The following is a 26,096-nucleotide window of genomic DNA, read 5'->3' as shown; positions in this document are numbered from 1 at the left end:
GGCACGGGCATGTCAGGCCGCGACCGCCTGGGGCAGGATCGGCGAGTCGGCGTCGAAACGCCGGCCGGCCCGCAGGCAGAAGGCGGGGCGCAGCAACCGCTCGGCCACGACCTTGGTGTCCTCGTTGTCGCGCAGCAGGAAGCGGCCGCGATCGTCGTGCAGCACCGAGACGTCGGCCACGCGGCCGACCTTCAGGGCGCCCAGGCTGTCGCTCATGCGCAGCATCTCGGCCGGGTGCGCGGTCACCATCGGCACCACCTCCTCCAGCGGGATGCCGAGCGCCATCATCGAGCTCATCGCCTGGGTGAGGCTGAAACGGGCCTGGCCGAGGAAGGGGTGGTTCTCGTCGTCGTGGTGCTCGTCCGGGGTGCCGGCGGGCTTCGGGGCCTCGGGCACCTCGGTGTTGTAGCCGTGCATGTCGGCGCCGAGCGTGTAGGGAATGACGCCGGCCGGCAGCGAGGCGCGGGCCACGCGGTAGGAGAAGTGGCTGCCGTGGCCGACATCGACCTTGAGCCCCGCATCCATCGCCCGCCGGATGATGTGGTGGACCTCGCCCGCCTCGTTGATGAAGCCGCCGGGATGCCGGGTGAAGGGATGGGCCAGCACGTCGCCGGGGCGCAGTAGCGGGATCACCCGCTCCACGATGGTGTTCGCGTCCTCGCCGTTGGCGCCCGATTCCGGCAGGCCCCAGAGCTGGCCGAAATGTACGTAGAGCGGCAGGTCCGCCCGTCGGCTGATCTCGGCGGCCATCTCCATGACCTTGATGCCCCAGCGGGCGAAGCCGCCGATCTCGGCGTGCCCCTTGATGCCGCGCACGAGGTCGCGGTTCTCGACCGCCGACTTCACGGTGGCGTCGATGTCCACGCCGTCCGGGCTGTAGAGGTTCGGGTAGAAGTGCCCTTCCAGGCCGCCGACCAGATAGGCCGACAGGAAGGCCAGCACCCGCGTCTCGGCCCGCTCCGCGATGAAGTGGCGGAAGCCGGGGAGCGTCATGCAGCTCGGACCGCCCTGGTCGATCACCGTGGTGACGCCCGAGCGCACGCCGACCATGTCGGGGTTCAGGCCGAAGCGGCCGGTGACGTACTGGTAGACGTGGCCATGGGTGTCGATCATGCCGGGCAGCACCAGCTTGCCCGAGACGTCGACGACCTCCGCGGCGGCGGAGGGCAGGATGGTCTCCTCGACTGCCGCGATGCGCCCGTCGCGGATCGCCACGTCGCGGATGCCGTCGATGCCGGAGGCGGGGCAGATGACGCGCCCGCCGCGCAGGACCAGATCGTAGCGGCGCGGATCAGGGTGGGAATCGACCATCACTCAACCTCGTGATCGCGGACCGGCTAGGCCGGCCTTGTTCTTGCCAGACGCGTGCACGCCAAAAGCGAAGCATGCTTCGCATCTGCCGTTGCATGTGGCGTGCCAAGGCCGGAACGTTTCCAGGGAGGGTGGGTGATGCGCGAGGATCTGCAGGTCGCATCGGTGCAGGAAACGGAGGTGCCGCCGCCCGCGCCGCCCGCGTCGTCGCCCCGGCCCTGGCCGCTGCACGAGCGCCCCGGCTTCCTCGCGCGCCGGATGCATCAGATCCACGTCAGCCTGTTTTCAGAGCGCTGTGCCGCTTTTCGGATCACGCCGCTGCAGTACAGCCTGCTCTCGCTGCTGCGGGACCTGCGGGAGGCCGACCAGACCACGCTGGCGCAGGCGGTCGCCCTCGATCGGACGACGACGACCGGGGCGCTGAAAAGGCTGGCTGCCCGCGGATTGGTCAGCCGCGCGACCTCGTCGACGGATCGCCGCGCCCAGCTCTGCCGTCTGACGGCCGCTGGCGAGGCGCTCCACGACGCGATGGACGTGGCGGTGCGCGAGGCTCACGCCCTGACGGTGGCGGCGCTCAGCGCGGCCGACCAGGAGCGGCTCGCCGCGCTCCTGCGGCGCGTCGTCTCCGGCCACGACCACCGGCGCGGGCAGGCCGACATCGCGTAGGGCCGGCACCGATCCGGATCATGCCGGGCCGGAGCGTGTGCCGCCCTCGCGCGGCGTGCACGGGGCCGGCCCGCTCGCCGACGCCGTCTCGCGCGCCGCCATGATCATCCGGAAGATCCGATCGGGGGCGAACGGCGTCGCGGTGAGCCGTGCACCGGTCGCGTCGCGGATCGCGTTGCCGAGCGCGGCGGCCACGGGGTTGTAGGGCGACTCGCTCATCGACTTGGCGCCGAGGGGGCCGACCGTGTCGCGGGTCTCGGCGAACAGAACCTGCGTCACCGGCACGTCGGCGAGCGCCGGGATGTGGTAGTTCCGCAGCGTCCGGGTGAGGACGGCGCCCGCCGCGTCGAAGCGGTAATCCTCGTAGAGGGCCGCGCCGAGCGCCTGGGCGACCCCGCCCTCGATCTGCCCGCGGCACTGCATCGGGTTGATCACGGTGCCGGCATCCGCCGCCTGGATGCTCCGGAGGATGCGGATTTCGCCCGTCCGCGGATGCACGGCGACGCGGAACGCCTGGACATTGAAGGCGACCGAGCGCGGGCTGCCGTCGGCCTCGCCCACCGCCTCGAACGCCGCACTCGCGGCGAGGTCGGCGAGGGGGACGCGCCCGGCGGGGGTCTCGACCCCGTCCCGGGTCAGGCGGCAATCGGCGGGCGCGGCGCCGGTCCGCTCGGCCGCCGCGGCGCAGAGCCTGTCGGCCAGCGCCTGGGCCGCGCGGAAGTTCGCCTGGCCCGCGACCACGGTGCCGGTGCTGCCGTAGGCGCCGGTATCGTGGGCGACGGCGTCGGTGTCGCCCTGGAGGAGGCGGATGCGGTCGGGCGTGGTACCCAGCGCCGCGGCGGCGATCTGCCCGTGCACGGTGCTGGTGCCGTTGCCGAACTCGGCGGTGCCGACGGAGAGCGCGTAGGCGCCGTCCGGCTCCAGGCGGATGCGGGCGTGGGCGACGTGGCCGCGCGGGGGGATCGTGTCGATCATGCCCATCGCCATGCCCTGGCCGACCAGCCAATCCGGCCCCGGGGGCGCCTGGCCGGCGTCGGCGGCGAGCGCGGCCTCGGCAAGGTCGAGGCACTGGTCGAGCCCGTAGGAGCCGTAGACGACGTCGTGCGGCTCCAGGCTCGTCGACACCATCGGGTCGCCCGGCCGCACCGCGTTCAGGCGGCGCATCGCGAAGGCGTCGATCCCGAGATCCCGGGCCAGCTCGTCCAGCGCCGACTCGACGGCGAAGATCGTCTGGCTCAGGCCGTAGCCGCGAAAGGCTCCGGCCGGCAGGGTGTGGGTGTAGACGGCGTAGCCCTCCACCCGCTTGTTCGGGCAGGCATAGGCGGCGATGCTCTCGTTGCAGCCGTGGTGGAGCACGCCGCCGGCATGGTTGCCGTAGGCGCCGGTGTTCGAAAGCACCTTGAGCGAGAGCGCGGTGAGGCGCCCGTCGGCCCGCGCGCCGACCTTCACCCGCACCCGCATCGGATGGCGCGTCGTCGCCGCGGAAAAATTCTCCTCGCGGGTCATCTCGTAGGAGACCGGGCGGCCGGTCCGCAGCACGGCGAGCGCCACGAGATCCTCGGTCAGCATCTCCTGCTTGCCGCCGAAGCCGCCCCCGACGCGGCCGCAGAGCACGCGCACGCGGTCCCGGTCGAGGTCGAACAGGCGGCACAGGGCGGCGCGCGTCAGGAAAGGCACCTGCGTCGAGGAGCGCAGGGTCAGCCGGCCGTCGGCATCGAGCCAGCCGAGCGCGCCGTGCGTTTCGAGATGCACGTGCTGCACCCGCTGCGAGACGTACTCCGCCTCGTGGATGCGGTCCGCCTGCCGGAAGCCCGCCTCGACATCGCCGATGTCACCATGCGCCTCGGCCGCGAGGTTCGGGTGCGCGAGGAGCGGCGGCGCGTCCGCGCCGGGCTGGGGCGGGTCGCGGTCGTCCGGATCGTGGACCAGAGGCGCGTCCGGGTGCAGCGCCGTCTCGGGGTCGAAGACGGCGGGCCGCACGTCGTAATCCACCCGCAGCGCCCGCACGCCCGCCGCGGCCGCCGCCGCGCTCTCGGCGACCACCGCGGCGACGCGCTGGCCGTGGAAGCGGATCACGGGATCGAGCACGGCCGTGTCGGCTGCGTCGTCCAGGGGGTTCTCGTGGCGCCCGGTCGAGAAGCGGCGGCGCGGCGCGTCCGCGTGCGTGAACACCGCGACCACCCCCGGCACGGCCAGAGCCGCCGCCTGGTCGATATGCCGGATCCGGGCATGGGCGTGGGGCGCGCGCAGCACCTTCAGGTGCAGCAGGCCCGGCACGGCGCAGTCGAAGGTGTAGGCCGCCCGGCCGGAGACCACGGCGCGGCTCGCCGGGGCGGGCAGGTTGCGGCCGACCGGACCACCCCCGCGCGCTTCCTCGGCCCCTTCCTCGGGCATGTCGGCGTGGGCGATCCCGGCCACGGCGTCGCGGATCGCCCGGTAGCCGGTGCAGCGGCAGAGATTGCCCTTGAGCGCGGCGCCGAGATCCTGCCGCTGGCCCTGGTCGAGGGCGGCGGCCGTCATGATCATGCCGGGCGTGCAGAAGCCGCACTGGAAGCCCTGGCCCGCGCAGAACGCCTCCTGCATCGGATGAAGCCGCTCGGGCACGCCATCGCCCGGCGCGCAGGAACCGCCCAAGCCCTCGATCGTGGTCACGTCGCGCCCCTCGGCCTGGAAGGCCGGCACGAGGCAGGCATGGACCGGCTCGCCGTCGAGATGGACCGTGCAGGCGCCGCAATCGCCCGCATCGCACCCCTTCTTGACCCCGAACCAGCCGAGCTCCCTGAGCAGCGTGCGCAGGCACTGGCCGGGATGCGCCGCCGCCTCGTGGGCCTGCCCGTTGACGGTGAGCCGCATCGTGAGCCTCATCGGGCGAGTTCCACCCGGATCTCCTCGGCGAGAAGCCCCGTCACGTGCCGGCGCCAGTCCGGCGCACCGTGGACGTCGTCGTACCAGCCCCCCGCGGGGATCGCGGCGGCGATGGCCTCCTGCAGCGCCGCGGCCGTCGGCAGGTCAGGGAAGGGCAGCCGCACCGGGCGCGGCGTCGCGGCCGTCACGGTCAGCGCGCAGCCGCCTTCGCGGGCGCGCGTTCCGATGACCAGCGCGCCGGAGCGCCCGCCGGGCGAGAGCGCGATGCGGCGGAAGGCCGTGCGCCGCCGGAGCGCCGCCGCCGGCAGGTCGATGCAGCGCAGGATCTCCCCGGGCTCGAGCGCCGTACGCTGCGGCCCGAGCACGAAATCGGTGACGGGCAGGCGCCGCTCAGCGCCGCCGGGCCGGTGCAGCACGCAGATGCCGTCGAGGGCCGCCGTCAGCGCGATCATCGGTCCCGCCGGCAGGGCCAGACAGAGGTTGCCGCCGACGCTCGCCCGGTTCCAGATCTTGAACGAACCGAGCAGCGCCCGGCAGCACTGCCCGACGAGGGGCGCGGCGATCCAGTCCTTCGGCAGGACGAGCCGGTCGAGCGCGGCGATGGTGCCCGTCGCCGAGAGCTGCAGGCCCGCCTCGGAGATCTCGGCCGCCGGCCAGCCGAGGGCGGAGAGATCGATCAGCCGGTCCAGCCCGGGTTGCGGTTCGGAGAACAGCCAGGTGCCGCCCGCGAGCCAGGCATCGCCCGCGCGCCAAGGATCGCCCGTGCCCCCGGCGGGCAGCTCATCGAGGCGGCGCGGTCTCAGGACGGTGGTGATCGTGTCGAGATCCATCGAAGGCCGCCTTGCAAGTTCCCATCCAGCCCCCTGCTGGGCGCCGGGAGGCGTGCCGAAGGCGCCGATCCGCCCGCGGCCCTGCCCGGCGGCGAGAGGTCGAGGGAGAGGTCATCCGGCGGTCGGCTGCCCGCCGCAGACGCGCTCGACCGCCTCCGCGCTGTCCTCCGGACGCGTGTTGAAGGCGATGGGGACCGTCGGTGCCGCTTCCCGGGCCGCGTTGAGGATGCGTTCGAACACGGAGAGATGGCGCGGCCAGGCCCGGATACCGGCGCCGATCACGAGGCAGTCGAAGGCGCCGGAGGCGAGCTTCGCCTTCAGGGCGGGACCGGCCTGATCGTCGGGCCGGACGAGGCAGTCCTCGGCCGTCCAGCCGCGGCCGCGCATCTCCTCCAGAGCCACCTGGATCCCGTGGCGGATCTTCTCGGCGTCGAGACCGGGCGGCAGCGCCGGGTCAGAGAAGTCGACCACCTCCGGCTCATAGCCCACGAGCAGAACGCGCATCCGATGCTCTCCCGTGCGGGTTCCCCGGAGCGATGGGCCGGCGCCCGCGAACCGGGGCCGGCAGGTCCGGCCTCACGGCATCCTGCCAGGGGATCGCGCGGGATGTCGATAGGGTGGCCGCCGCCTGGACCGAGACCCGCCTGGGCCGAGACCCGCGACGGCCATCGGGGTCAGGACGATTCGAGCGCCTTCGCGCGTGCGGACTCTCGCTCAAGCGGGCTGCGGTCGTTGCATTGCAGCACGCACATCCGCTAGGGAGGGGCATTCGCAAGGACCCGGTGAAAGCCCGGGTGGCTCTTCCGGCCGCCGATCCGCCGGACCACGCAAACGACCTGACGCGTCTCATCGTCGCCCCTGTGGCGGACGCGCGTCCCGTTGCGGAACCCATCATGTCTGCTCTCACCTCGCCCCTGCGCGGCTGGTTCGCGAACCCGCGCGCCGACATCCTCTCCGGCATCGTGGTCGCGCTGGCGCTCATCCCGGAGGCCATCGGCTTCTCGGTGATCGCCGGCGTCGATCCGAAGGTCGGCCTCTACGCCTCCGTGGTCATCGCCTGCGTCATCGCCTTCACGGGCGGACGCCCGGCCATGATCTCGGCCGCCACCGCCGCGACCGCCGTGATCATGGTCGACCTCGTGCGCGATCACGGCGTCCAGTATCTCTTCGCCGCCACGATCCTGATGGGCCTCATCCAGATCGTCGCCGGGCTGCTCAGGCTCGGACGCCTGATGCGCTTCGTCTCGCGCTCCGTCATGACCGGCTTCGTCAACGCGCTCGCCATCCTCATCTTCCTGGCGCAGCTTCCCGAGCTGCACGGCGTGCCGGCCGCCACCTACGGCCTGATCGTGCTCGGGCTCGCCATCATCTACGGCCTGCCGCGCCTGACCCGCGCCGTCCCCGCGCCCCTCGTCGCCATCGTGGTCCTGACCGCGCTGACCGCCGCCCTCGGGCTCGACGTGCGGCGCGTCGCCGATCTCGGCGCCCTGCCCTCGGCCCTGCCGCACGTCGCGCTGCCGCAGGTGCCGCTCACGTTCGAGACCCTGCGCATCCTCCTGCCCTATGCGGCCGCGCTCGCGGCGGTCGGCCTGCTCGAGAGTCTGCTCACCGCCCAGATCGTGGACGAGATGACCGACACCCCGAGCAACAAGAGCCGGGAATGCGTCGGGCAGGGGCTCGCCAACATGGCCTCCGCCGTGTTCGGCGGCATGGGCGGCTGCGCGATGATCGGCCAGTCCGTGATCAACGTCTCCTCGGGCGCGCGCGGCCGGCTCTCGACCCTCGTCGCCGGCGCCTTCCTCCTCGTGCTCCTCGTGGCGCTCCAGGATCTGCTCGCCCTCGTGCCGGTGGCGGCGCTCACGGCCGTCATGATCATGGTCTCGATCAACACCTTCTCCTGGCGCTCGATCGCGCAGCTGCGCACGAACCCGCCCTCGTCGTCGGGCGTGATGCTCGCGACCGTCACGATGGTGGTGGCGACGGGCAATCTGGCGATCGGCGTCCTCGTCGGCGTGCTGCTGTCGGGCGTGTTCTTCGCGGGCAAGGTCTCGCGGATGAGCCACGTGGCCTCCGCGCTCTCCCAGGACGGCCGCACGCGCACCTACCGGGTCACCGGGCAGGTGTTCTTCGCCTCGGCCGGGGCCTTCGCGGAGGCCATCGACGTGCTGGAGCCGGTGGACCGGCTCGTCATCGACGTGCAGGCCGCGCACTTCTGGGACATCTCGGCGATCGGCGCGCTCGACGGCGTGGTGCTGCGCGCCCGGCGCCAGGGGCGGGCCGTCCAAGTCATCGGCCTCAACGCGGCGAGCGCCACGATGGTCGAGCGCTTCGGGACGCACGACAAGCCGGACGCGTCCGCGACGCGAGCGGCGCACTGAGGCGAGACCGTCGAGATCCTGACCGAGCGGGCCGACGCGGGCGGATCGGAGCCCGCGGCTTCGCAGCGTTCACATGGTGGGGCCGAGTCTCGCGCGCGTCGCCGGCTCGGGCCACTCGGTATCGCCACCCTGGGCCTCGGAGGCCCGCACGCGTGCCCGATTATCCTTGAGGGCCATGGAATCACGGCCGGCACAGCCTGCGCCGCACCGGAAGCGAGATGTCCAGCCCGTCGCCACGCCTGACAGCATCGATCTTCGATCAGCCACCCCTCTGCAAATACCGGTTGGCGATCAACGACGCTGCGGTTCTGTTCTCGACACCGAGTTTCGCGTAGATGGCCTCCAGATGCTTGGTCACGGTTCGGTGACTGAGCCCCAGGATGTCTCCGATGTCGCGGCTCGATTTGCCCTGAGACAACCAGAACAGCACGTCCGCCTCTCGCGCCGTGACGGGAAGGCTCGCGCGCAAGCGCTCAGGACTGAGGACCGGCTCGTCCCGCGACAGCCGCAGCAGGATCTCCTCCGCCGTTCGCCCGACGAAGCCGAGGGTGTGGGAAGGCTCACCGCATCCCTTCAGGATCAGGGCGGTGGAGGTCGATCCGGCGAGGCAGGCCCGCAGCCAGTCGACGGCCTCGGGGGGCAGGGAGAGGGCGCCGGCGGTCGTCGGAGCGATGGCTGCCAGGATCGATCCGGCCTGCGGCGTGCACCATAGAACCTTTCCATCCGCGGACACCGCCAGGAGGGTCCGCCCCATCGTGTCGAGCGCGGTGCGGGCACTGCGCGCCGACCGTGCGCCGGCGAGATGGGTGCGGATGCGGGCCAGGAGCTCGTCGGGCGCGATCGGCTTCGTGACGTAGTCGACCCCGCCGGCATTGAGCCCCTCCACGATGTGCTCGGTCTCGCGAAGACCCGTCATGAAGATGACGGGCACGGCGGCCAAATGCGGCTTCGCCTTGAGGCGGCGGCAGGTCTCGAACCCGTCAAGGCCGGGCATCACCGCGTCGAGCAGGATCACGTCGGGGGTGACCTCGTCGACGAGCGCCAGCGCGAGGTCGCCCCCCACCGCGATCAGCACCGTCGCGCCGGAACGCTCGATCGCCTCGGTCAGGAAGCTCAGGGTGTCGGGCGAGTCGTCGACGACGAGGACCACGTCGCGACCGAGTTCAGTCATCGCCGGCGAGCTCCTTGAGGACCGCGAGGTAGCCGCGCAGATCGTAGCCGGCGATCAGGCCGCGCATCCGCGCCACGAAGGCCGGCGGCGTGGCCCCCTCCGCCTCCAGCGCCGCGAGCTTCGCCTCGATCCCCCGGATATGTCCGATCCGGCCGAGCCGCAGCAGCTCCGCGATAGGCGCGGCGCCGGGGCGCGCCGCGGAATCGGGATCGTGCGCCGGGACAGCCGGGAGGGGCGCCGCCGCGGCGTCCGGCCAGTCGAGGCGCAGCAGCGCGCCGACCCGGTCGAGCACGTCGCGCAGGGCGAAGGGCTTGGCGAGGATCGCGTCGTGGGGCGGGCTGCCGCCCCGCGCGGGCCCGAGCTCGTGCACGTTGGCCGACATCATGGCGATCGGCCCATCATGGCCGCGGGCGCGCAAGGTCGCCGCCACGTCCCAGCCGCTCAGGCCCGGCATCGCGATATCGAGGACGATCAGGTCGATGCCGTCCCCCGCGGCCACGGCCGCGAGGCAGTCCGCCCCCGTTCCGGCCTCGCGCACCGCGAGTCCGAGCGGTTCGAGGATGGCCCGCATCAGGACGCGGTGCGCGGGATCGTCGTCGACCACGAGGACGGTCCGGCGCGGCCCCGCATAGGCGCGCGCCGCGGGCGGCAGCACCGGCGCCGGGAGGATGAGCGCGGGCGCGGGCCGGTGCACCGCGGCCAGCATCAGGCGCAGGCGCGCCTCTGTCCCCCCGCCGGGCGCGGCCGCGAGCCCGATCTCGCCGCCGAGGAGCTGCGCCAGCAGGTTGGCGATGGTGAGCCCGAGCCCGGTCCCGGGCGTGTTGCGGGCGGCGGGCGTCGAGCCGCGCTCGAAGGGCTCGAAGATCCGGGCGCGGTCCGCCTCCGGGATGCCGGGCCCGGTATCGCGGATCGTGAAGACCGCGACCTGGCTGCGGTAGCTCAGGTCGAGGGAGACGGTGCCGCGCGGGGTGAACTTGATGGCGTTCGACAGGAGGTTCAGCAGCACCTGCCGCAGGCGCTTCTCGTCGGTGGCGACGACCTGCGGCAGGATCTCGGGCCGGGTGAAGCGGAAGTCGAGCCCGGCCTCGCGGGCCTGGAGACGGACCATGTCGGCGAGCTGGTCGAGGAAGTCCGCGAGCCGGACCTCGTCGCGGTTGATCTGCAGGCGGCCCGCCTCCATCCGCGAGATGTCGAGCAGCCCGTCGATCAGGCCCGAGAGGTGCTGGGCGCTGCGCCGGATCACCCGGATGCCGTTGAGCCGGGCCGCCGGGATCGCCGGGTCGGTCTCGAGGAGCTGCGCGTAGCCGAGCACGGTGGAGAGCGGCGTGCGCAGCTCGTGGCTCAGCCCGACGACGTAGCGGCTCTTGGCGTGGTTGGCGGCCTCCGCCCGCTCCTTGGCCTCCTGCAGCTTCGCGTCGGTGACCCGGTGTGCGGCGATCTCGGCCTCGTAGAGGGCCGTCTGGCGCCGGGTCTCGGCCTGGGCGACGCGCCGGCTCTCCTGCGCCAGCACGAACAGCCACGCGACGACGCCGAGGATGACCACGAGGGTGAAGAACACGCTGGTCAGCGCCGCGCGCAGGATCTCGCGATGCTCCGGATGGGCGAGGCTCGCCCCCGCATGCACGATGCCGAGGATCAGGCCGATCATCGCGCAGAGCGTCAGCATCACCGCGAGGTAGCGGCCGAGCGGGGCGCCGATCCAGGCGGCGGTGCGGGCCGGCAGGACGCGGCCGAGCACGTGCTGGGCCTGGGCCTCCAGGCGGCCGTGCGGCTTGCAGAGGTCGCCGCAGCGCGCGTCGAGGGAGCAGCAGAGCGAGCAGATCGGGGCGTCGTAGGCCGGACAATGGGCCATGTCCTCGCCCTCGAAGGGCAGCTCGCAGACCCGACAGGTGACCTCGCCCAGGCCCCAGTCCCGCCGCGGCCGGCGCGCGAGGTACCAGCGCCCGCCCGTCGCCCAGGCGATGACGGGCGCCGCGCAGAAGGCGATGGCGAGCGTGAGCATCGGGGCGAAGGCCTGGAGCACCGGCCCCAGCAGGCCGAAATGGGCGAGGCAGCCCGCCGTGAGCGCCAGCAGCATCGCCCCCGTGCCCACCGGGTTGACCGCGTAGAGATGCGCCCGCTTGAACTCGATGCCGGGCGGGGACAGGCCCAGCGGCTTGTTGAGCGCGAGGTCGGCGGCGAGCGCCCCGACCCAGGCCGAGACGACGCAGGCGTAGAGGGGCAGGGTGCTCTCGATCGTCTTGTCGATGCCGAGCATCATCAGCAGCACGGCGATGGCGACGTTGAAGACGAGCCAGACCACCCGGCCCGGATGGCTGTGCGTGAGCCGCGAGAAGAAGTTCGACCACGCGATCGAGCCCGCATAGGCGTTGGTCAGGTTGATCTTGAGCTGCGAGAGGAGGACGAAGGCGCCCATCAGCAGCAGCGCCGCCCGGCTGTCCGCGCCCGCCACGTAGCCGAAGGCGACCCGGTACATCTGCGTCGGCTCCGCCGCCTCGTCCGGCGGGACGCCGTGCGCGAGAGCGAGCACCGCGAGGCCCGCGCCGAGCAGGATCTTGAGGATGCCGGGCAGGATCCAGCCCGCGCCCCCCGCCAACACCGCCAGCCACCAGCGCCGGTCGCGCGGGGATGCGGGCTCCGGGACGAAGCGCAGGAAATCCACCTGCTCGCCGACCTGGGCCAGGAGCGCGAGCAGCACGCCGGTCGCGGCCCCGAAGCGCACGAGGTCGAACCCGCCCCCGCCGCCGTCGAGGCCCGGGAACGCGGCGAGCGCCCGGAGGGCGGGCGGGTCCTGCGCGGCGATGCAGGCGAGCGGCAGCAGGCTGAGGCCGATCCAGAGCGGCTGCGTCCAGATCTGGAAGCGGCTGATCAGGCGGATGCCGTAGACGACGAGGGGAATCACCGCGCCCGCGCAGACGAGGTAGCCGAGCCCGAGCGGCAGCCCGAAGCAGAGCTCCAGCGCCAGGGCCATGATCGCCGCCTCGATGGCGAAGAACAGGAAGGTGAAGCTCGCGTAGATCAGCGAGGTCACGGTCGAGCCGAGATAGCCGAAGCCGGCCCCGCGGGTGAGCAGGTCCATGTCGACGCCGTAGCGGGCGGCATAGACGGTGATCGGCACGGCGGTGGCGAAGATGATCAGCCCGACGAGGAGGATCGCCGCCAGCGCGTTCGTGAACCCGGCCGCGAGCACCAGGGTACCGCCGATCGCCTCCAGCGCCAGGAAGGAGACCGAGCCGAGCGCCGTCTGGGCGACCGCGATGCCCGACCAGCGCCGCGCCTTCTTGGCGGTGAAGCGCAGGGCGTAATCCTCGAGCGTCTCGTCGGCCACGAAGCGGTTGTAGTCGCGCCGGATCGGGATGATGCGCTGCGAGCCGCTCATCGGTCGCGGATCCGGGCCGGCTCGCGCGGACACGCGAATACTGTCGCGCGTGCGATGCAACGTGCGTCGCGAGTCGCCAAGACGCGGCCCGAATTCTCAGCCCTGGCTACCATCGGTCCCTTGAATAGACGGATCGACTGTGACGCGCACGCAAAGGCCCGGCCATACGCAAAACAGCGTATAGGCCGCACTGCGGCACCCGCCCTAGCCTGACCCCGTCGATCCGCGGCCACCCTTTCCGAGGTGCGCTTCCAAGGCCGCCGGACGTCCACGGGGTCAGGCACGATGGCAGACGACACCGATACGGGCTCGGATTCGGGCCTGCGCTCGCCGCTGCGGCGCAGGCTGCTCATGGGAATGGCCGGTCTCCCGGCGCTGGCGCTGCTGCCGGGGCCCGCGCGGGCCGCGGCCCCGACCGCGGCGGTCAACACCACCGGGCTCGCGGTGACGGACAGCGAGGTCACGGTCGGCATCCTGCACTCGGTCACCGGCACGATGGCGATCTCGGAGACCGGGGCGCAACAGGCCGAGAAGCTCGCGATCGCCCAGATCAACGAGGCGGGCGGCGTGCTCGGCCGCAAGATCAAGATCATCCAGGAGGACGGCGCCTCCGACTGGCCGACCTTCGCCGAGAAGGCCAAGAAGCTCCTCGTCAACGACAAGTGCGCGGCGGTGATGGGTTGCTGGACCTCGGCCTCCCGCAAGGCGGTGCTGCCGGTATTCGAGCAGTATAATGGCCTGCTGTACTACCCGACCTTCTACGAGGGCCTGGAGCAGTCGAAGAACGTCTTCTACACCGGCCAGGAGGCGACGCAGCAGATCCTCGCCGGCCTCGACTGGGTGCACAAGGAGAAGGGCGGCGACACCTTCTACTTCATCGGCTCGGACTACATCTGGCCGCGCACCTCGAACAAGATCGCCCGCAAGCACGTCGAGAACGTGCTCAAGGGCAAGGTTGTCGGCGAGGAGTACTTCCCGCTGGGCCACACGCAGTTCAACTCGGTGATCAACAAGATCAAGCTCACCAAGCCGAAGGTGATCTTCACCGACGTGGTCGGCGGCTCGAACGTGGCCTTCTACAAGCAGCTCAAGGCCGCGGGCATCGACCTCTCGAAGCAGGTGCTGATCACGATCTCGGTCACCGAGGACGAGATCGACGGAATCGGCGGCGAGAACATCGCCGGCGCCTATGCCTGCATGAAGTACTTCCAGTCGATCGAGAACGAGAACAACAAGGCGTTCGTAGCCGCCTTCAAGAAGATGTGGGGCGAGAAGACCGTCATCGGCGACGTGACCCAGGCGGCCTATCTCGGGCCCTTCCTGTGGAAGATGGCCTGCGAGAAGGCGGGCTCCTTCGACGTGGACAAGGTGGTGGCCGCCTCCCCCGGCATCGAGTTCACGGCCGCCCCCGAGGGCTACGTGAAGATCGACCCGAACCATCACCTCTGGTCGAAGACCCGGGTGGGCCGGGCCAAGACCGACGGCCAGTTCGAGATCGTCTACACCAGCCCCGAGCTGATCAAGCCGGATCCCTTCCCGAAGGGGTACCAGTAGGCGCCGCGATCGTCCCTCCTCCTCCGCGGGGGGAGGGAGCGCGTCCGGGAAGCACCGCGCGACACATCCCGAGGGCGACGCCGCCCTCCGCTTCCGCCCCGTCTTGGAGGCCCGTGACGGCATGTTCGGCGACTATTCCCTCGGCGATCTCGGCGCGATCTTCGCGATGCAGGGCTTCGCCGGCCTGATCCTGTTCTCCGTCTACCTGCTGATGGCGCTGGGGCTCGCGATCATCTTCGGCCAGATGGGCGTGATCAACATGGCGCACGGGGAGTTCATGATCCTCGGGGCCTACGTCACCTATCTGTGCTCGACGTTCTTCCAGTCCTACCTGCCGAGCCTGTTCCCGATCTACTTCTTCGTGGCGATGGGCCTCGCCTTCCTGGCCTCGGGCGCGCTCGGCATGCTGGTCGAGTGGGGCCTGATCCGCTTCCTCTACAAGCGGCCCCTCGACACGCTGCTCGCCACCTGGGGCCTGTCGCTGATCCTGCAGCAGGCCTACCGCTCGATCTTCGGCGCGCGCGAGGTCGGCGTCGAGCTGCCCGCCTGGCTGATCGGCTCGGTTCAAGTCACCGACACGATCGAGGTGCCGATCAACGGCCTGTTCGTGATGGCCGTCACCCTGCTGATCACCGGCGCGGTGGCGCTGCTGATCTTCCGCTCGCGCTTCGGCCAGCAGATGCGCGCCGTGATGGCCAACCGCGCCATGGCGGGCGCCGTCGGCATCGATACCGACAAGGTCGATCGCACCACCTTCGGCCTCGGCTGCGGCATCGCGGGCGTCGCGGGCTCGGCCTTCACGATGATCGGCTCCACGGGGCCGACCTCGGGCCAGCTCTACATCGTCGACACCTTCCTGATCGTGGTCTTCGGGGGTGCGGCAAGCCTCGTCGGCACCATCGCCTCGGCCTTCTCGATTTCCCAGACCCAGTCGACGCTCGAATTCTTCCTCTCCGGCTCGATGGCCAAGGTGCTCACCCTGCTCGCCGTGGTCGGCATCCTGATGCTGCGGCCGCAGGGGCTGTTCACCCTCAAGGTCCGGCGCTGAGGAGTCCCGCGATGACGAACCCCGTCCAGGCGCTGACGAAATCCGTCACGGTCAACGACAACCCCTTCATGAAGCCGGTGGAGTGGCTGAGTCTCATCCTGCTCGCCGCCGTGATCCTCGTCGTGCTGCCGCTCGTGCTCGACGGGTTCCGGCTCAACCTCGTCGGCAAGTATCTCACCTACGCCTTCGTGGCGCTCGGCCTCGTGATCTGCTGGGGCTATGCCGGCATCCTGTCGCTCGGCCAGGGCGTGTTCTTCGGCCTCGGCGGGTATTGCATGGCGATGTACCTGAAGCTCGAAGCCTCGAGCGTCGAGAACACGAAGATCCAGTCGACGCCGGGGATCCCCGACTTCATGGACTGGAACCAGATCACGGCGCTGCCCTGGTTCTGGCAGCCCTTCCGGAGCCTGCCGCTCACCCTGATCCTCGTGGTGGCGGTGCCGGTGCTCTTCGCCCTCGTGATCTCGCTGGCGATGTTCAAGCGCCGGGTCGGCGGCACCTATTTCGCGATCATCACCCAGGCCATCGCCGCGATCCTGACGATCCTGATCGTCGGCCAGCAGGGCTACACGGGCGGCATCAACGGCATCACGGACCTGCGCACGCTCCACGGCTGGGACATCCGGACCGACCACGCCAAGACCGTGCTGTACTTCGTCAACGGCGGGCTTCTCATCGCCTGCATCCTGGCGGCGCAGTACGTGAAGCGCTCGAAGCTCGGGCGCATCCTCGTCGCCCTGCGCGACAAGGAGGACCGGGTCCGGTTCTCGGGCTACTCGGTGGCGGGCTTCAAGGTCTTCGCCTTCTGCCTGGCCGCCGCCTTCGCGGCGATCGGCGGCGCGCTGTTCACCCTCCAGGTCGGATTCATGTCGCCCTCCTTCGTGGGCATCGTGCCCTCGATCGAGATGGTGATCTACACGGCGGTCGGCGGGCGCCTGTCGCTGTTCGGCGCGGTCTGGGGGACGCTGCTCGTCAACTGGGCCAAGACCACGTTCTCCGAGAGCTTCCCCGAGCTCTGGCTGTTCGGCCTCGGCGCCCTGTTCATCGCCGTGGTGCTGGCCTTCCCGAACGGGCTCGCCGGTCTCTGGCGCGAGCGGATCGAGCCGCGCCTGACCCGCCGGGTGAAGGGCCTGCGGGCGCCCCCGCCCGCGATCGCTCCGCCCCACGGCGCCCCGGCCGCCTGAGGATTCCCCGATGAACGCCGCGCTCCTCGCCTCCCCCGTTATCGGCGCCGCCTCGGCCGCGCCCGACTACCTCCTGGCGGTCGAGGCGCTCACCGTCTCCTTCGACGGGTTCAAGGCGGTCAACGACGTCTCGTTCTACGTCGATCCGGACGAGATCCGGGTGATCATCGGCCCGAACGGGGCCGGCAAGACCACGGTACTCGACCTGATCTGCGGGCGCACACGGGCGAGTTCCGGCTCGATCCGGTACAAGGGCCAGGAGCTGACGCGGCTCTCCGAGAGCGCGATCGTCCAGGCGGGCGTGGGCCGCAAGTTCCAGACGCCGTCGATCTACGACGACCTCACCGTGTTCGAGAACCTGGAGATCTCCTATCCGCGCGGGCGCTCGGTGCTGGGCGCGCTGACCTTCCGGCGGGACGCCGCGGTGCGCGAGCGCATCCACGAGATCGCCGAGACGATCTTCCTCAAGGACCACCTCGCGGAGCGGGCCGAGTTCCTGAGCCACGGCCAGAAGCAGTGGCTGGAGATCGGCATGCTGCTGATCCAGGACCCGGAACTCCTGATGCTCGACGAGCCGGTGGCCGGGATGAGCGTCGGCGAGCGGGTGAAGACCGCCGAGCTCCTCAACCAGATCATCCGGGGCCGCTCGGTGCTGGTGATCGAGCACGACATGAAGTTCGTCGAGGACATCGCCCACCGGGTCACCGTGCTGCACCAGGGCCGGGTCCTCTCCGAGGGCTCGATGGAGCGCGTCAAGAACGACCCCAAGGTGATCGAAGTCTATCTCGGCCATTAGAGGAGCCGCAGATGCTGCAGACCGTCCCCGCGCCGCCGCCTCCGGACGTGACGCCGGCCGCCCCCGCCATGCTGGCGATCCGCGGCCTCCACGCGGCCTACGGGCAGAGCGAGGTCCTGCACGGCCTCGACATCGCGGTGGCGCCCGGCGAGATCGTCGCGGTGATGGGCCGCAACGGCATGGGCAAGTCCACGCTCATGAAGACCCTGATGGGGATCCTGCCCGCGACCTCCGGCACGATCGCGATCGACGGCCACGACGTCACCGGGCTGAAGAGCCACGCCCGCGTCGCCCGCGGCCTCGCCTACGTGCCGCAGGGGCGGATGATCTTCTCCACCATGACGGTGCAGGAGAACATCGAGACGGGGCTGACCGTCACGGGCGCGCGGCGGGTGCCCGAAGACCTCTACGCGATGTTCCCGGTGCTCCTCGAGATGAAGGACCGGCGCGGAGGCAACCTCTCGGGCGGCCAGCAGCAGCAGCTCGCCATCGCGCGGGCGCTCGCGAGCCGGCCGAAGGTGCTCCTCCTCGACGAGCCGACGGAGGGTATCCAACCCTCGATCATCCGCGAGATGGGCCGCACCCTGAAGGCGATCCGCGACGCGCGCGGGCTCTCCATCGTCGTCTCCGAGCAGGTGCTGAGCTTCGCGATGGACGTGGCCGACCGGGTGCTCGTCATCGAGAACGGCGCGATCGTCCACGAGAGCCTGCGCGCCGACATCGACGAGGCGCAGGTCGCCCGCTTCCTCTCGGTCTGAGAGGGCCCGGACGGCCGACGGCGAAGTTCGCGCGCGCCCCGCGCGGAAGGCGTCCGCCCCCGGCGGATAGCGGAAGGCGTCCGCCCCCGGCGGACAGGGAGCTGGAGACGAAAGAACATGCCCGAGACGCTGATCAAGGTCGATCTGAGCCAGTCGGCCTACGACAACGACATGGTGCACAACCGCTGGCACCCGGACATCCCGATGGTCGCCTATGTAAAGCCGGGGGCCGACTTCATCGTCGAGACCTACGACTGGACCGGCGGCTTCATCAAGAACAACGATTCCGCCGACGACGTGCGCGACATCGACCTCTCGATCGTGCACTTCCTCTCGGGTCCGATCGGCGTCGAGGGCGCAGAGCCCGGCGACCTCCTGGTGGTCGACCTGCTCGACATCGGCGCCAAGCCCGAGAGCCAGTGGGGCTTCAACGGCTTCTTCTCGAAGAAGAACGGCGGCGGCTTCCTCACCGAGCACTTCCCGCAGGCGCAGAAGTCGATCTGGGACTTCGAGGGGATGTTCACCAAGTCCCGCCACATCCCGGGCGTGCGCTTCCCCGGCCTGATCCATCCCGGCCTGATCGGCTGCCTGCCCGACCCGAAGCTGCTCTCGACCTGGAACGAGCGCGAGATCGCCTTCGTCAATACCGATCCGGAGCGGGTGCCGGCGCTCGGCACCGTGCCGTTCGGGCCGACCGCCCATATGGGCCGCCTCAAGGGCGAGGCGCGGGACAAGGCCGCCGGCGAGGGCGCCCGCACCGTGCCGCCGCGCGAGCACGGCGGCAATTGCGACATCAAGGACCTGTCGCGGGGCTCGAAGATCTACTTCCCGGTCTACGTGCCGGGCGCCGGCCTCTCGATGGGCGACCTCCATTTCAGCCAGGGCGACGGCGAGATCACCTTCTGCGGCGCCATCGAGATGGCGGGCTGGGTCCATCTCAAGGTCGACCTGATCAAGGACGGCATGGCCAAGTACGGGATCAAGAACCCGATCTTCAAGCCGTCGCCGATCACGCCGCAATACGACGACTACCTGATCTTCGAGGGCATCTCGGTCGACGAGTGGGGCAAACAGCACTACCTCGACGTCCACGTCGCCTACCGGCAGGCCTGCCTCAACGCGATCGAGTACCTGAAGAAGTTCGGCTATTCCGGCGCGCAGGCCTACTCGATCCTCGGCACCGCGCCGGTCCAGGGCCACATCTCGGGCGTGGTCGACATCCCGAACGCCTGCGCGACGCTCTGGATTCCGACGAAGATCTTCGAGTTCGACATCAATCCGAGCGCCGCCGGGCCGACGAAGTTCCTCGACGGCTCGATCCAGATGCCGCTCTCGCCGGATCTCTGATCATGCCGGTCTACGACTACGCCTGCGAGGCCTGCGGCCCGTTCACGGTGATGCGGCCGATGGCCGAGTTCCAGCACCCGCACGACTGCCCCGATTGCGGGGCGGCCTGTCGCCGGGCCTTCCTCACCGCGCCGCGCCTCTCGGGGCTCGATCCGGCACAGAGGGCCGCCCACGCCACCAACGAGCGCAGCCGCCACGCGCCGCGGCGCTCGGGGAGCCACGGGGCGGGCTGCGGCTGCTGCGCGCCGCGGAAGGCGGCGTCCCAGAGCTTGCCCGCCAAGAGCTTCCCGAACGCGCGGCCCTGGATGATCAGCCACTGACGCCGCCTCCCCCCTTCCGTGCCGCCGCGAAGCGGGAGGGGGAGGGGCGTGCGGCCAGCAGATGCGGAGGAGCGACACCATGATGCACGGAGACATCTCGTCCAGCCAGGACAGCGTCGGCGTCGCCGTCGTGAACTACAAGATGCCCCGCCTGCACAGCCGGGCCGAGGTCCTGGAGAACGCCCGGGCGATCGGCCGGATGATCGTCGGCATGAAGTCGGGCCTGCCCGGGCTCGACCTCGTGATCTTCCCCGAATACTCGACGCACGGCATCATGTACGACGCCGCGGAGATGTACGAGACCGCCTCGGCCATCCCGGGTGCCGAAACCGAGATCTTCGCCGCGGCCTGCCGGGAGGCCAAGGTCTGGGGCGTGTTCTCGCTGACCGGCGAGCGCCACGAGGAACATCCCCGCAAGGCGCCCTACAACACCCTGATCCTGATGAACGACCAGGGCGAGATCGTGCAGAAGTACCGCAAGATCATGCCCTGGACGCCGATCGAGGGCTGGTATCCGGGCGATCGGACCTACGTCTCGGACGGTCCGAAAGGACTGAAGGTCAGCCTGATCATCTGCGACGACGGCAACTACCCGGAGATCTGGCGCGACTGCGCCATGCGGGGGGCCGAGCTGATCGTCCGCTGCCAGGGCTACATGTATCCGGCCAAGGAGCAGCAGATCGTCATCTCGAAGGCGATGGCCTTCGCCAACAACACCTACGTGGCGGTGGCCAACGCCGCCGGCTTCGACGGCGTCTACACCTATTTCGGCCACTCGGCGCTGATCGGTTTCGACGGACGCACGCTCGGCGAATGCGGCGAGGAGGAGATGGGCATCCAGTACGCGGCCCTGTCGAAGTTCCTGATCCGCGACTTCCGGGCCCACGGCCAGTCCGAGAACCACCTCTTCAAGCTCCTGCACCGCGGCTACACGGGCATGATCAACTCCAAGGAGAACCGGCACGGCCTGTCGGAATGCCCCTACGACTTCTATCGCCGCTGGATCGAGGACCCGGACGCCACCCGCGACGCCGTCCGCGCCATCACCCGCCAGAGCGTGGGCACCGCGGAATGCCCGGTCGCGGGCATCCCCTTCGTCGGCCAGGGCGAAGGCCCACCCGATCCCTGACGGAGCCGCGCTCGCGGGGCCGTGGGCCGCGCACCCCGCGGCCCGGGCGGGGGAGGGGCGGTCTCGGGATCCGGGGCGATCGGCCGGACGTGCCGTCAGGCGGCCGAACCCTCCATCAGGCCGAGGAACTGGCGCAGCTCCGGGGTCTGCGGGGCGCCGAAGATCGTCTCGGGCGGGCCCATCTCGTGGACGAGGCCCTGGTGCATGAAGATGACCCGGTCGGCCACCTTGCGGGCGAAGCTCATCTCGTGGGTGACCATCAGCAGGGTCATGCCCTCGTCCGCGAGGGATTCCACCACGCGCAGCACCTCGCCGACGAGCTCGGGGTCGAGCGCGCTGGTGATCTCGTCGCACAGCATGATGGCGGGATCCATCGCCAGCGCCCGCGCGATGGCGACGCGCTGCTGCTGACCGCCCGAGAGCTTGTCGGGCATCGCGTCGAACTTCTCCGAGAGGCCCACCCGCGCCAGGAGCGCGCGCGCCCGCTCCGCGTTCTGCGCCCGCCCGCGCCGCTTCACCAGATGGGGGGCGAGCATCACGTTCTGGCCGACCGTGAGGTGGGGAAAGAGGTTGAAGCTCTGGAAGATCATGCCGACGCCCTGGCGCAGCTCGCGCATGGCCTTCGGGTTGTCGTGGAGGAGATGGCGCCCGTCGACGATCAGCGAACCCTGCTGGAAGACTTCCAGGCCGTTGATGCAGCGCAGGAGCGTGCTCTTGCCCGAGCCGCTCTTGCCGATGATCGCGACGACCTCGCCGCGGGCGACGTCGAGGTCGATACCCTTCAGAACCTCGTGCGCGCCGTAGGACTTGCGCAGGGCCGTGATGCGCAGGATCGGGGCGCCGACCTGGGTGTGGGCCCCGGCATCGCCGCGGGGCACGGGCCCGGCCGTCGGGGCCGGCGCGGCCTGGAGGGTGGCGCTCATCGCAGGGTCCTTTCGAGCAGGCGGGCGAGCTGGCTGATGGGGAAGCAGATCGCGAAGTAGAGGAGCGCCACGCAGCCGTAGGTCAGCAGGGGCTCGTAGCTGACATTGGCGATCAGGCCGCCGGCCTTCGTCAGCTCGACGAAGCCGATCACCGAGGCCAGCGCGGTGGCTTTGACGACCTGCACCAGGAAGCCCACGGTCGGCGCGACCGCGATGCGCAGGGCCTGGGGCAGGATGACGTGGCGGAGCTGCTGGCCGAAGCTCAGCGCGAGGCTCGCCGAGGCCTCCCACTGGCCCCGGGGGATCGCCGCGACGCAGCCGCGCCAGATCTCGGTGAGATAGGCCGAGGCGTAGAGGGTGAGCGCCACCGCGGCCGCGAGCCAGGCCGAGGTGTTGAGCCCCGCGAGCGCCAGCCCGAAATAGAGCAGGAAGAGCTGCATCAGGAGCGGCGTGCCCTGGAACAGCTGCACATAGGCGCCCACGATCCGGCCGGTGCCCGGGCGGCCCGCCAGCCGGAGGACGAGGAGCGCGAGACCGACGACACCGCCGCCCACGAAGGCGATGAGCGAGAGGAGCAGGGTCCAGCGCGCGGCGAGGAGCAGGTTGCGCAGGATGTCCCAGAGGGTGAAGTCGACCATCGAACAGCGATCCCGGAGGAATGAGGATCCGGCGCCGGAGCTGGCCTCGACGCGCTCTCGCGCGCCGAACCGGCATCCCCCGCGGCGGAGAGCGCCCTAGCGCCCGAACAGGAAGCGGGGTCCCGCCCAGTTGAGGAGGTGGCGCAGGAGGATCGCGAGGCCGAGATAGCCCAGCGTGCCGACGATGTAGGCCTCGAAGGCGCGGAAGTTCCGGCTCTGGATCAGGTTGGTGGCGTAGCTCAGCTCCTCGGTCGAGATCTGGCTGCAGACCGCCGAGCCCAGCATCACGATGACGATCTGGCTGACCAGGGCGGGCCAGACGGTCTTGAGGGCCGGCGGCAGCACGACGTGCAGGAAGATCTGTGTTCGCGACAGGGCGAGGCTCTGGGCCGCCTCGATCTGTCCCCGGGGCGTCGCCTCGATGCCCGCCCGCAGGATCTCGGTGGCGTAGGCGCCGAGATTGATCGTCATCGCGCAGACCGACGCGACGCCCGGGGAGAGCCGGATGCCGAGTTCCGGCAGGCCGAAGAAGATGAAGAAGAGCTGCACGATGAAGGGCGTGTTGCGGATCAGCTCGACATAGGCGCCGACGAGCCAGCCGAGCGGCCGGGGCCCTTGGCTGCGCGCCCAGGCGCCCGCGACGGCGAGCGTCGCGCCGAACAGGGTCGCCAGCGCGGTGAGGCCGATCGTCCAGGCGGCGCCCCGCAGGAGGAGCGGCCACTGGGCGAGGATGCTCAGGAAATCGAACGACATGGGGTCCGGGTTGGCCGGGGAGGGGCGGCGGAGAGAGGCGGCGGAGAGAGGCGGGGCGCGCGCCGGTGCGCCCCGCCGGAGCGGTCTCAGAGCGGCAGGTCGCCCGTGCCGCGCTTCAGCCATTTCTGCGCGAGCGCCTCGAGGGTGCCGTCGGCCTTGGCGGCGAGCAGGATCTCGTTGACCCGGGCGCGCAGGGCGTCCTCGCCCTTGGCGATCCCGACGAAGCAGGGGCTGTCGCGCAGGAGCAGCTTGTAATCGGCGCCGAGATTCGGGTTCTTGCGGCTCAGGACGCCGATATTCGAGACGCTGGTGGCGATCGCCTGGGTCTGGCCGGCCGCGAAGGCCGCGGTGGTGGCCGCCTGATCCTCGAAGCGCTGTACCACGGTCGCCGCCGGCGCGACCTTGGCCAGCATCTCGTCCTCCATCGCGCCGCGGGTCACCGCGACGGTCTTGCCGGCGAGATCGTCGAAGCTCTTGATGCTCGTACTCTTCGGGGCGAAGATCCCCTGGTAGAAGGGCGCGTAGGCGACGCTGAAGTCGATGATCTTCTGCCGCTCCTCGTTCTTGCCCAGCGTCGAGACGATGAGGTCGATCTTGCGGGTCTGCAGGTAGGGGATGCGGTTCGCGCTGACCACGGGCACGAGCTCGACCTTCGCGCCGAGCTTGGCGCCGATGAGGTTGGCGACGTCCACGTCGAGCCCCATCGGCTGCAGGTCCACGCCGACGAAGCCGTAGGGCGGGTAATCGGTCGGGACGCCGATCTTGACGACCTTGGTCTCGGTGATGGTGGCGAGTTGGTTCTGCGCGACCGCGGCGCCCGCGAGCAGCGGGGTCAGCGCGAGGGCGAGCAGGAGCCCGCGTTTGGACAGACGCATCGTCGATCACTCTCTCGTGTAGGACACGGCCCCTATGCAAGGGCCGTGCGACAGATGGGCAGCGCCCGCCCGAAGGCCGGGTCGGCGCGCCGCAGCGGCGAGGCTGTGGCGCCGGGGCGACAGCCGGCGGGGGCGCGGGCGGGGGTCAGGCGGCTTCCCCGGTGAGCGCACCCAGCAGGAGCGCCACGCCGTCGAGCAGGTCGCCGCGCTCCATCGCCTCGTGCGGGTTGTGCGAGCCGTTGGCGTTGCGCACGAAGACCATGCCGGCGGGGATGCCGGCGCCCGCAAAGACCGCGGCGTCGTGGCCGGCCCCGCTCGGGATCCGCTCGACAGGGGTTCCCCGGGCGCGGCCCGCCGCCTCGATCCGGGCGATCCAGCCCTCGTCCATCGCCGCGGGCGCCGTGTGCAGGGGTGCGTCGAACGCGAAGGTGACGCCGCGGGCCGCCGCGATCTGCCGGCAGGATTCCTGGAACAGACCGTAGAAGCGCTCCAGCGTCTCGGGGTCCTGGCTGCGGATCTCGAAGCTGAAGGCGACCTCGCCCGGGATGACGGAGACCGCGTGGGACTCGGCCGCCGTGGTGCAGATGCCCGCCGTCATCACGAGGTCGACGCCCATCTGGAGCAGGACCCGCCAGTGCTCGTCCATGCCGGAGAGGAGCTCGGCCACCGCCAGCACGGCGTCGCGGCGCAGCCAACGCGGCACCGCGCCGGAATGCCCGGCCTCGCCGAGGCAGCGGATGCGGGTGTGGCGAATGTTGCCGCGGATGCCGGTGACGACGGCCGACGGCCAGCCCCGCGCCACCATTACGGGCCCCTGCTCGATGTGGAGTTCGAGATAGGCGGCGATCTCGCCCGGCGCGAGCAGGGCCTCGCCGCGGGAGACCGCGTCGACATCGACGCCCGAGCGCGCCATCGCCTCGCCGAGGGTGCCGTTCCCCGAGCGGTGGCGCAGCGCCAGGGCGCCCGCCGGCAGGCGCCCGAGGAGGGCGAGCGAGCCCGTATAGGCCTTGCCGTACCACGCGCTCTCCTCGCCGCGCAGCGCCAAGACGCGAAGCGGCGGGGCGCTGTCGGCGCGCCCGCGCAGGCGGTCGAGCACGAGGAGGCCGGCGAGCACGCCCGCGAGCCCGTCGAAATTGCCGCCCTGGGGCACCGAGTCGAGATGCGAGCCGATCACCACCGGCGGCGCGGTGCGGGAATCCTCGGGCAGGCGCAGCCAGAGGTTCTGGAAGCGGTCGCGCTCGTGGACGAGGCCGAGCCCGTCGGCGTGCCGCTCGATCGCCTGCATGGCCCGCTCCTCGCCCGGCCCGTAGGCCTCGCGGGTGACGCCGGCCGTATCGCGGGAGAGCTCCGCCACCTCGTCGAGGATGCGGGCCGCGATTCCGTCCTGCCGGCTCATGCGCCGACTCCGCCGTTGGCCACCGACCACGCCACCGGATCGGCCGTGAAGGCATCGAGATTCGCGAGGGCTTCGGGCGATGTCGCCGCCCGCCCCCGCAGAGCGGCGAGGAGGGCCGGCCAGTCGGTCAGCGCGTGCAGCGTCAGGCCCTCGTCCGCGAGGCGCGCCGCGCTGCCCGGATAGATGCCGTAATCGAGGACCACCAGCACGTCCGCGACCCGCGTACCGCTCTGCCGGAGGGCGGCCGCCGCCGCGATCTTCGAGCGGCCGTCGGTGGTGACGTCGTCGACGAACAGCACGCGGGCGCCGGCGGGCAGGCGCCCCTCCAGCCGGGCCGCGTTGCCCCAGCCCATCGGCTTCTTGCGCAGGTACAGGAAGGGCAGGCCGAGCCGCTCGGCGATCCAGGCCCCGAAGGCGATGCCGGTGCTCTCCGCCCCCACGATGGCGTCGAGGCCGGCGTCGAGGCCGGCGACGTGCGCGCGCAGGTGCCGGGCGGCGATGTCCATCACGCGGGTTCGTGCCTCCACGTCCGACATCAGCAGGCGCGTGTCGACGTAGACCGGGCTCGCCCAGCCCGAGGTGTAGATGAAGGGCTGCCCGCCCGCGAGGCGCACGGCGCCGAGATCGGCCAGGGCCCCGGCGACGCGGGACGCGGTGGCCGACGAGAGGATCGTCGTCTGCGGAGGGGTCTGCATGCTGGCTGGACTCGCGGAACCCGGGCGGCCCGGGTGGCGCGGCAGGCTTAAGCGGCGGGCGGCGGGCGCGAGAAGTTCAA

The 26,096-nt window shown here is 71.0% G+C and carries 22 protein-coding genes and 1 other annotated feature; of the genes, 10 read left to right on the top strand and 12 right to left on the bottom strand.

Translation table 11 applies throughout. The annotated features are described in order from the left end of the window. Window positions 1-12: 12 nt before the first annotated feature. Window positions 13-1,311, bottom strand: coding sequence for an amidohydrolase/deacetylase family metallohydrolase (locus tag MFF54_RS20640; protein WP_238305544.1), 1,299 nt, complete (start codon window positions 1,309-1,311; stop codon window positions 13-15). A gap of 138 nt (window positions 1,312-1,449) precedes the next feature. On the opposite strand from MFF54_RS20640, the gene MFF54_RS20635 reads away from it, so the two are divergent. Beyond that, on the top strand, window positions 1,450-1,977 hold the full coding sequence (locus tag MFF54_RS20635; protein ID WP_370880126.1) for a MarR family winged helix-turn-helix transcriptional regulator: 528 nt from the start codon (window positions 1,450-1,452) through the stop codon (window positions 1,975-1,977). An 18-nt stretch (window positions 1,978-1,995) separates the two neighbouring features. Here the strand turns inward: MFF54_RS20635 and MFF54_RS20630 are convergent, their stop codons facing one another. The 3 genes from MFF54_RS20630 to MFF54_RS20620 form a co-directional block, all read right to left on the bottom strand. Continuing rightward, window positions 1,996-4,830, bottom strand: a complete 2,835-nt coding sequence (locus tag MFF54_RS20630) for a molybdopterin-dependent oxidoreductase (RefSeq protein WP_238305579.1) — start codon at window positions 4,828-4,830, stop codon at window positions 1,996-1,998. Window positions 4,831-4,838: 8 nt separating this feature from the next. Beyond that, entirely contained in the window at window positions 4,839-5,672 is an 834-nt protein-coding gene (locus tag MFF54_RS20625) for an FAD binding domain-containing protein (RefSeq protein WP_238305542.1), read from the bottom strand. Between the two features lie 111 nt (window positions 5,673-5,783). Continuing rightward, entirely contained in the window at window positions 5,784-6,176 is a 393-nt protein-coding gene (locus MFF54_RS20620) for a hypothetical protein (protein ID WP_238305530.1), read from the bottom strand. 268 nt (window positions 6,177-6,444) lie between these two features. After that, window positions 6,445-6,500 (top strand) — a sequence feature (sul1 is cis-regulatory element that is thought to sense ions involved in sulfur or methionine metabolism; They are found in Alphaproteobacteria). Window positions 6,501-6,565: 65 nt separating this feature from the next. On the opposite strand from MFF54_RS20620, the gene MFF54_RS20615 reads away from it, so the two are divergent. Continuing rightward, a complete protein-coding gene (locus MFF54_RS20615) occupies window positions 6,566-8,050 on the top strand; it encodes a SulP family inorganic anion transporter (protein ID WP_238305528.1) in 1,485 nt (494 codons plus the stop codon). Between the two features lie 259 nt (window positions 8,051-8,309). On the opposite strand, the gene MFF54_RS20610 is transcribed toward MFF54_RS20615, so the two are convergent. Further along, on the bottom strand, window positions 8,310-9,221 hold the full coding sequence (locus MFF54_RS20610; protein WP_238305525.1) for a response regulator transcription factor: 912 nt from the start codon (window positions 9,219-9,221) through the stop codon (window positions 8,310-8,312). Beyond that, complete coding sequence (locus MFF54_RS20605; protein ID WP_238305521.1) at window positions 9,214-12,600, bottom strand: hybrid sensor histidine kinase/response regulator; 3,387 nt, start codon at window positions 12,598-12,600, stop codon at window positions 9,214-9,216. The genes MFF54_RS20610 and MFF54_RS20605 overlap by 8 nt, the downstream gene beginning before the upstream one ends. A gap of 285 nt (window positions 12,601-12,885) precedes the next feature. Between MFF54_RS20605 and urtA the strand changes: the two genes are divergently transcribed. From urtA to MFF54_RS20565, 8 genes are all read left to right on the top strand, one after another. Then, window positions 12,886-14,154 carry an urea ABC transporter substrate-binding protein gene (gene urtA / locus MFF54_RS20600; RefSeq protein WP_238305500.1) on the top strand — a complete coding sequence of 423 codons (1,269 nt, stop codon included), beginning with the start codon at window positions 12,886-12,888 and terminating at the stop codon, window positions 14,152-14,154. Window positions 14,155-14,275: 121 nt separating this feature from the next. Continuing rightward, on the top strand, window positions 14,276-15,202 hold the full coding sequence (urtB, locus tag MFF54_RS20595; RefSeq protein ID WP_238305485.1) for an urea ABC transporter permease subunit UrtB: 927 nt from the start codon (window positions 14,276-14,278) through the stop codon (window positions 15,200-15,202). An 11-nt stretch (window positions 15,203-15,213) separates the two neighbouring features. Next, complete coding sequence (urtC, locus tag MFF54_RS20590) at window positions 15,214-16,386, top strand: urea ABC transporter permease subunit UrtC (RefSeq protein ID WP_238305463.1); 1,173 nt, start codon at window positions 15,214-15,216, stop codon at window positions 16,384-16,386. 10 nt (window positions 16,387-16,396) lie between these two features. Beyond that, a complete protein-coding gene (urtD, locus tag MFF54_RS20585) occupies window positions 16,397-17,182 on the top strand; it encodes an urea ABC transporter ATP-binding protein UrtD (RefSeq protein WP_238305447.1) in 786 nt (261 codons plus the stop codon). 11 nt (window positions 17,183-17,193) lie between these two features. Further along, window positions 17,194-17,940 (top strand): urea ABC transporter ATP-binding subunit UrtE, encoded by a 747-nt coding sequence (gene urtE / locus MFF54_RS20580; protein WP_238305437.1) that lies wholly within the window; start codon window positions 17,194-17,196, stop codon window positions 17,938-17,940. Between the two features lie 117 nt (window positions 17,941-18,057). Further along, window positions 18,058-19,287 carry a formamidase gene (gene fmdA / locus MFF54_RS20575; RefSeq protein WP_238305427.1) on the top strand — a complete coding sequence of 410 codons (1,230 nt, stop codon included), beginning with the start codon at window positions 18,058-18,060 and terminating at the stop codon, window positions 19,285-19,287. A 2-nt stretch (window positions 19,288-19,289) separates the two neighbouring features. Beyond that, the gene (locus MFF54_RS20570; protein ID WP_238305425.1) at window positions 19,290-19,607 is read left to right on the top strand and encodes an FmdB family zinc ribbon protein; all 318 of its coding nucleotides are present in this window, start codon (window positions 19,290-19,292) and stop codon (window positions 19,605-19,607) included. 79 nt (window positions 19,608-19,686) lie between these two features. After that, window positions 19,687-20,736, top strand: coding sequence for an aliphatic amidase (locus MFF54_RS20565; protein WP_238305423.1), 1,050 nt, complete (start codon window positions 19,687-19,689; stop codon window positions 20,734-20,736). Window positions 20,737-20,831: 95 nt separating this feature from the next. On the opposite strand, the gene MFF54_RS20560 is transcribed toward MFF54_RS20565, so the two are convergent. From MFF54_RS20560 to MFF54_RS20535, 6 genes are all read right to left on the bottom strand, one after another. Then, entirely contained in the window at window positions 20,832-21,659 is an 828-nt protein-coding gene (locus MFF54_RS20560; RefSeq protein WP_283206303.1) for an amino acid ABC transporter ATP-binding protein, read from the bottom strand. Then, window positions 21,656-22,297, bottom strand: a complete 642-nt coding sequence (locus MFF54_RS20555; RefSeq protein WP_238305421.1) for an amino acid ABC transporter permease — start codon at window positions 22,295-22,297, stop codon at window positions 21,656-21,658. Before MFF54_RS20555 ends, MFF54_RS20560 begins: the two co-directional genes overlap by 4 nt. Before the next feature lie 96 nt (window positions 22,298-22,393). Beyond that, window positions 22,394-23,050: an amino acid ABC transporter permease gene (locus MFF54_RS20550; protein WP_238305419.1), complete on the bottom strand. Its 657-nt coding sequence runs from the start codon at window positions 23,048-23,050 to the stop codon at window positions 22,394-22,396. Between the two features lie 86 nt (window positions 23,051-23,136). Further along, the gene (locus tag MFF54_RS20545; protein WP_238305417.1) at window positions 23,137-23,925 is read right to left on the bottom strand and encodes a transporter substrate-binding domain-containing protein; all 789 of its coding nucleotides are present in this window, start codon (window positions 23,923-23,925) and stop codon (window positions 23,137-23,139) included. Between the two features lie 145 nt (window positions 23,926-24,070). Next, window positions 24,071-25,321 (bottom strand): hydantoinase/carbamoylase family amidase, encoded by a 1,251-nt coding sequence (locus MFF54_RS20540; protein WP_238305409.1) that lies wholly within the window; start codon window positions 25,319-25,321, stop codon window positions 24,071-24,073. Beyond that, entirely contained in the window at window positions 25,318-26,016 is a 699-nt protein-coding gene (locus MFF54_RS20535) for an orotate phosphoribosyltransferase (RefSeq protein WP_238305407.1), read from the bottom strand. Before MFF54_RS20535 ends, MFF54_RS20540 begins: the two co-directional genes overlap by 4 nt. Between the last annotated feature and the right edge of the window lie 80 nt (window positions 26,017-26,096).

Origin of the sequence: Methylobacterium gregans (genome assembly GCF_022179245.1) — a bacterium.
GTDB lineage: Bacteria > Pseudomonadota > Alphaproteobacteria > Rhizobiales > Beijerinckiaceae > Methylobacterium > Methylobacterium gregans.
Note: the sequence above shows the minus strand (reverse complement) of the source record. Positions and strands in the feature narration are given on the sequence as shown.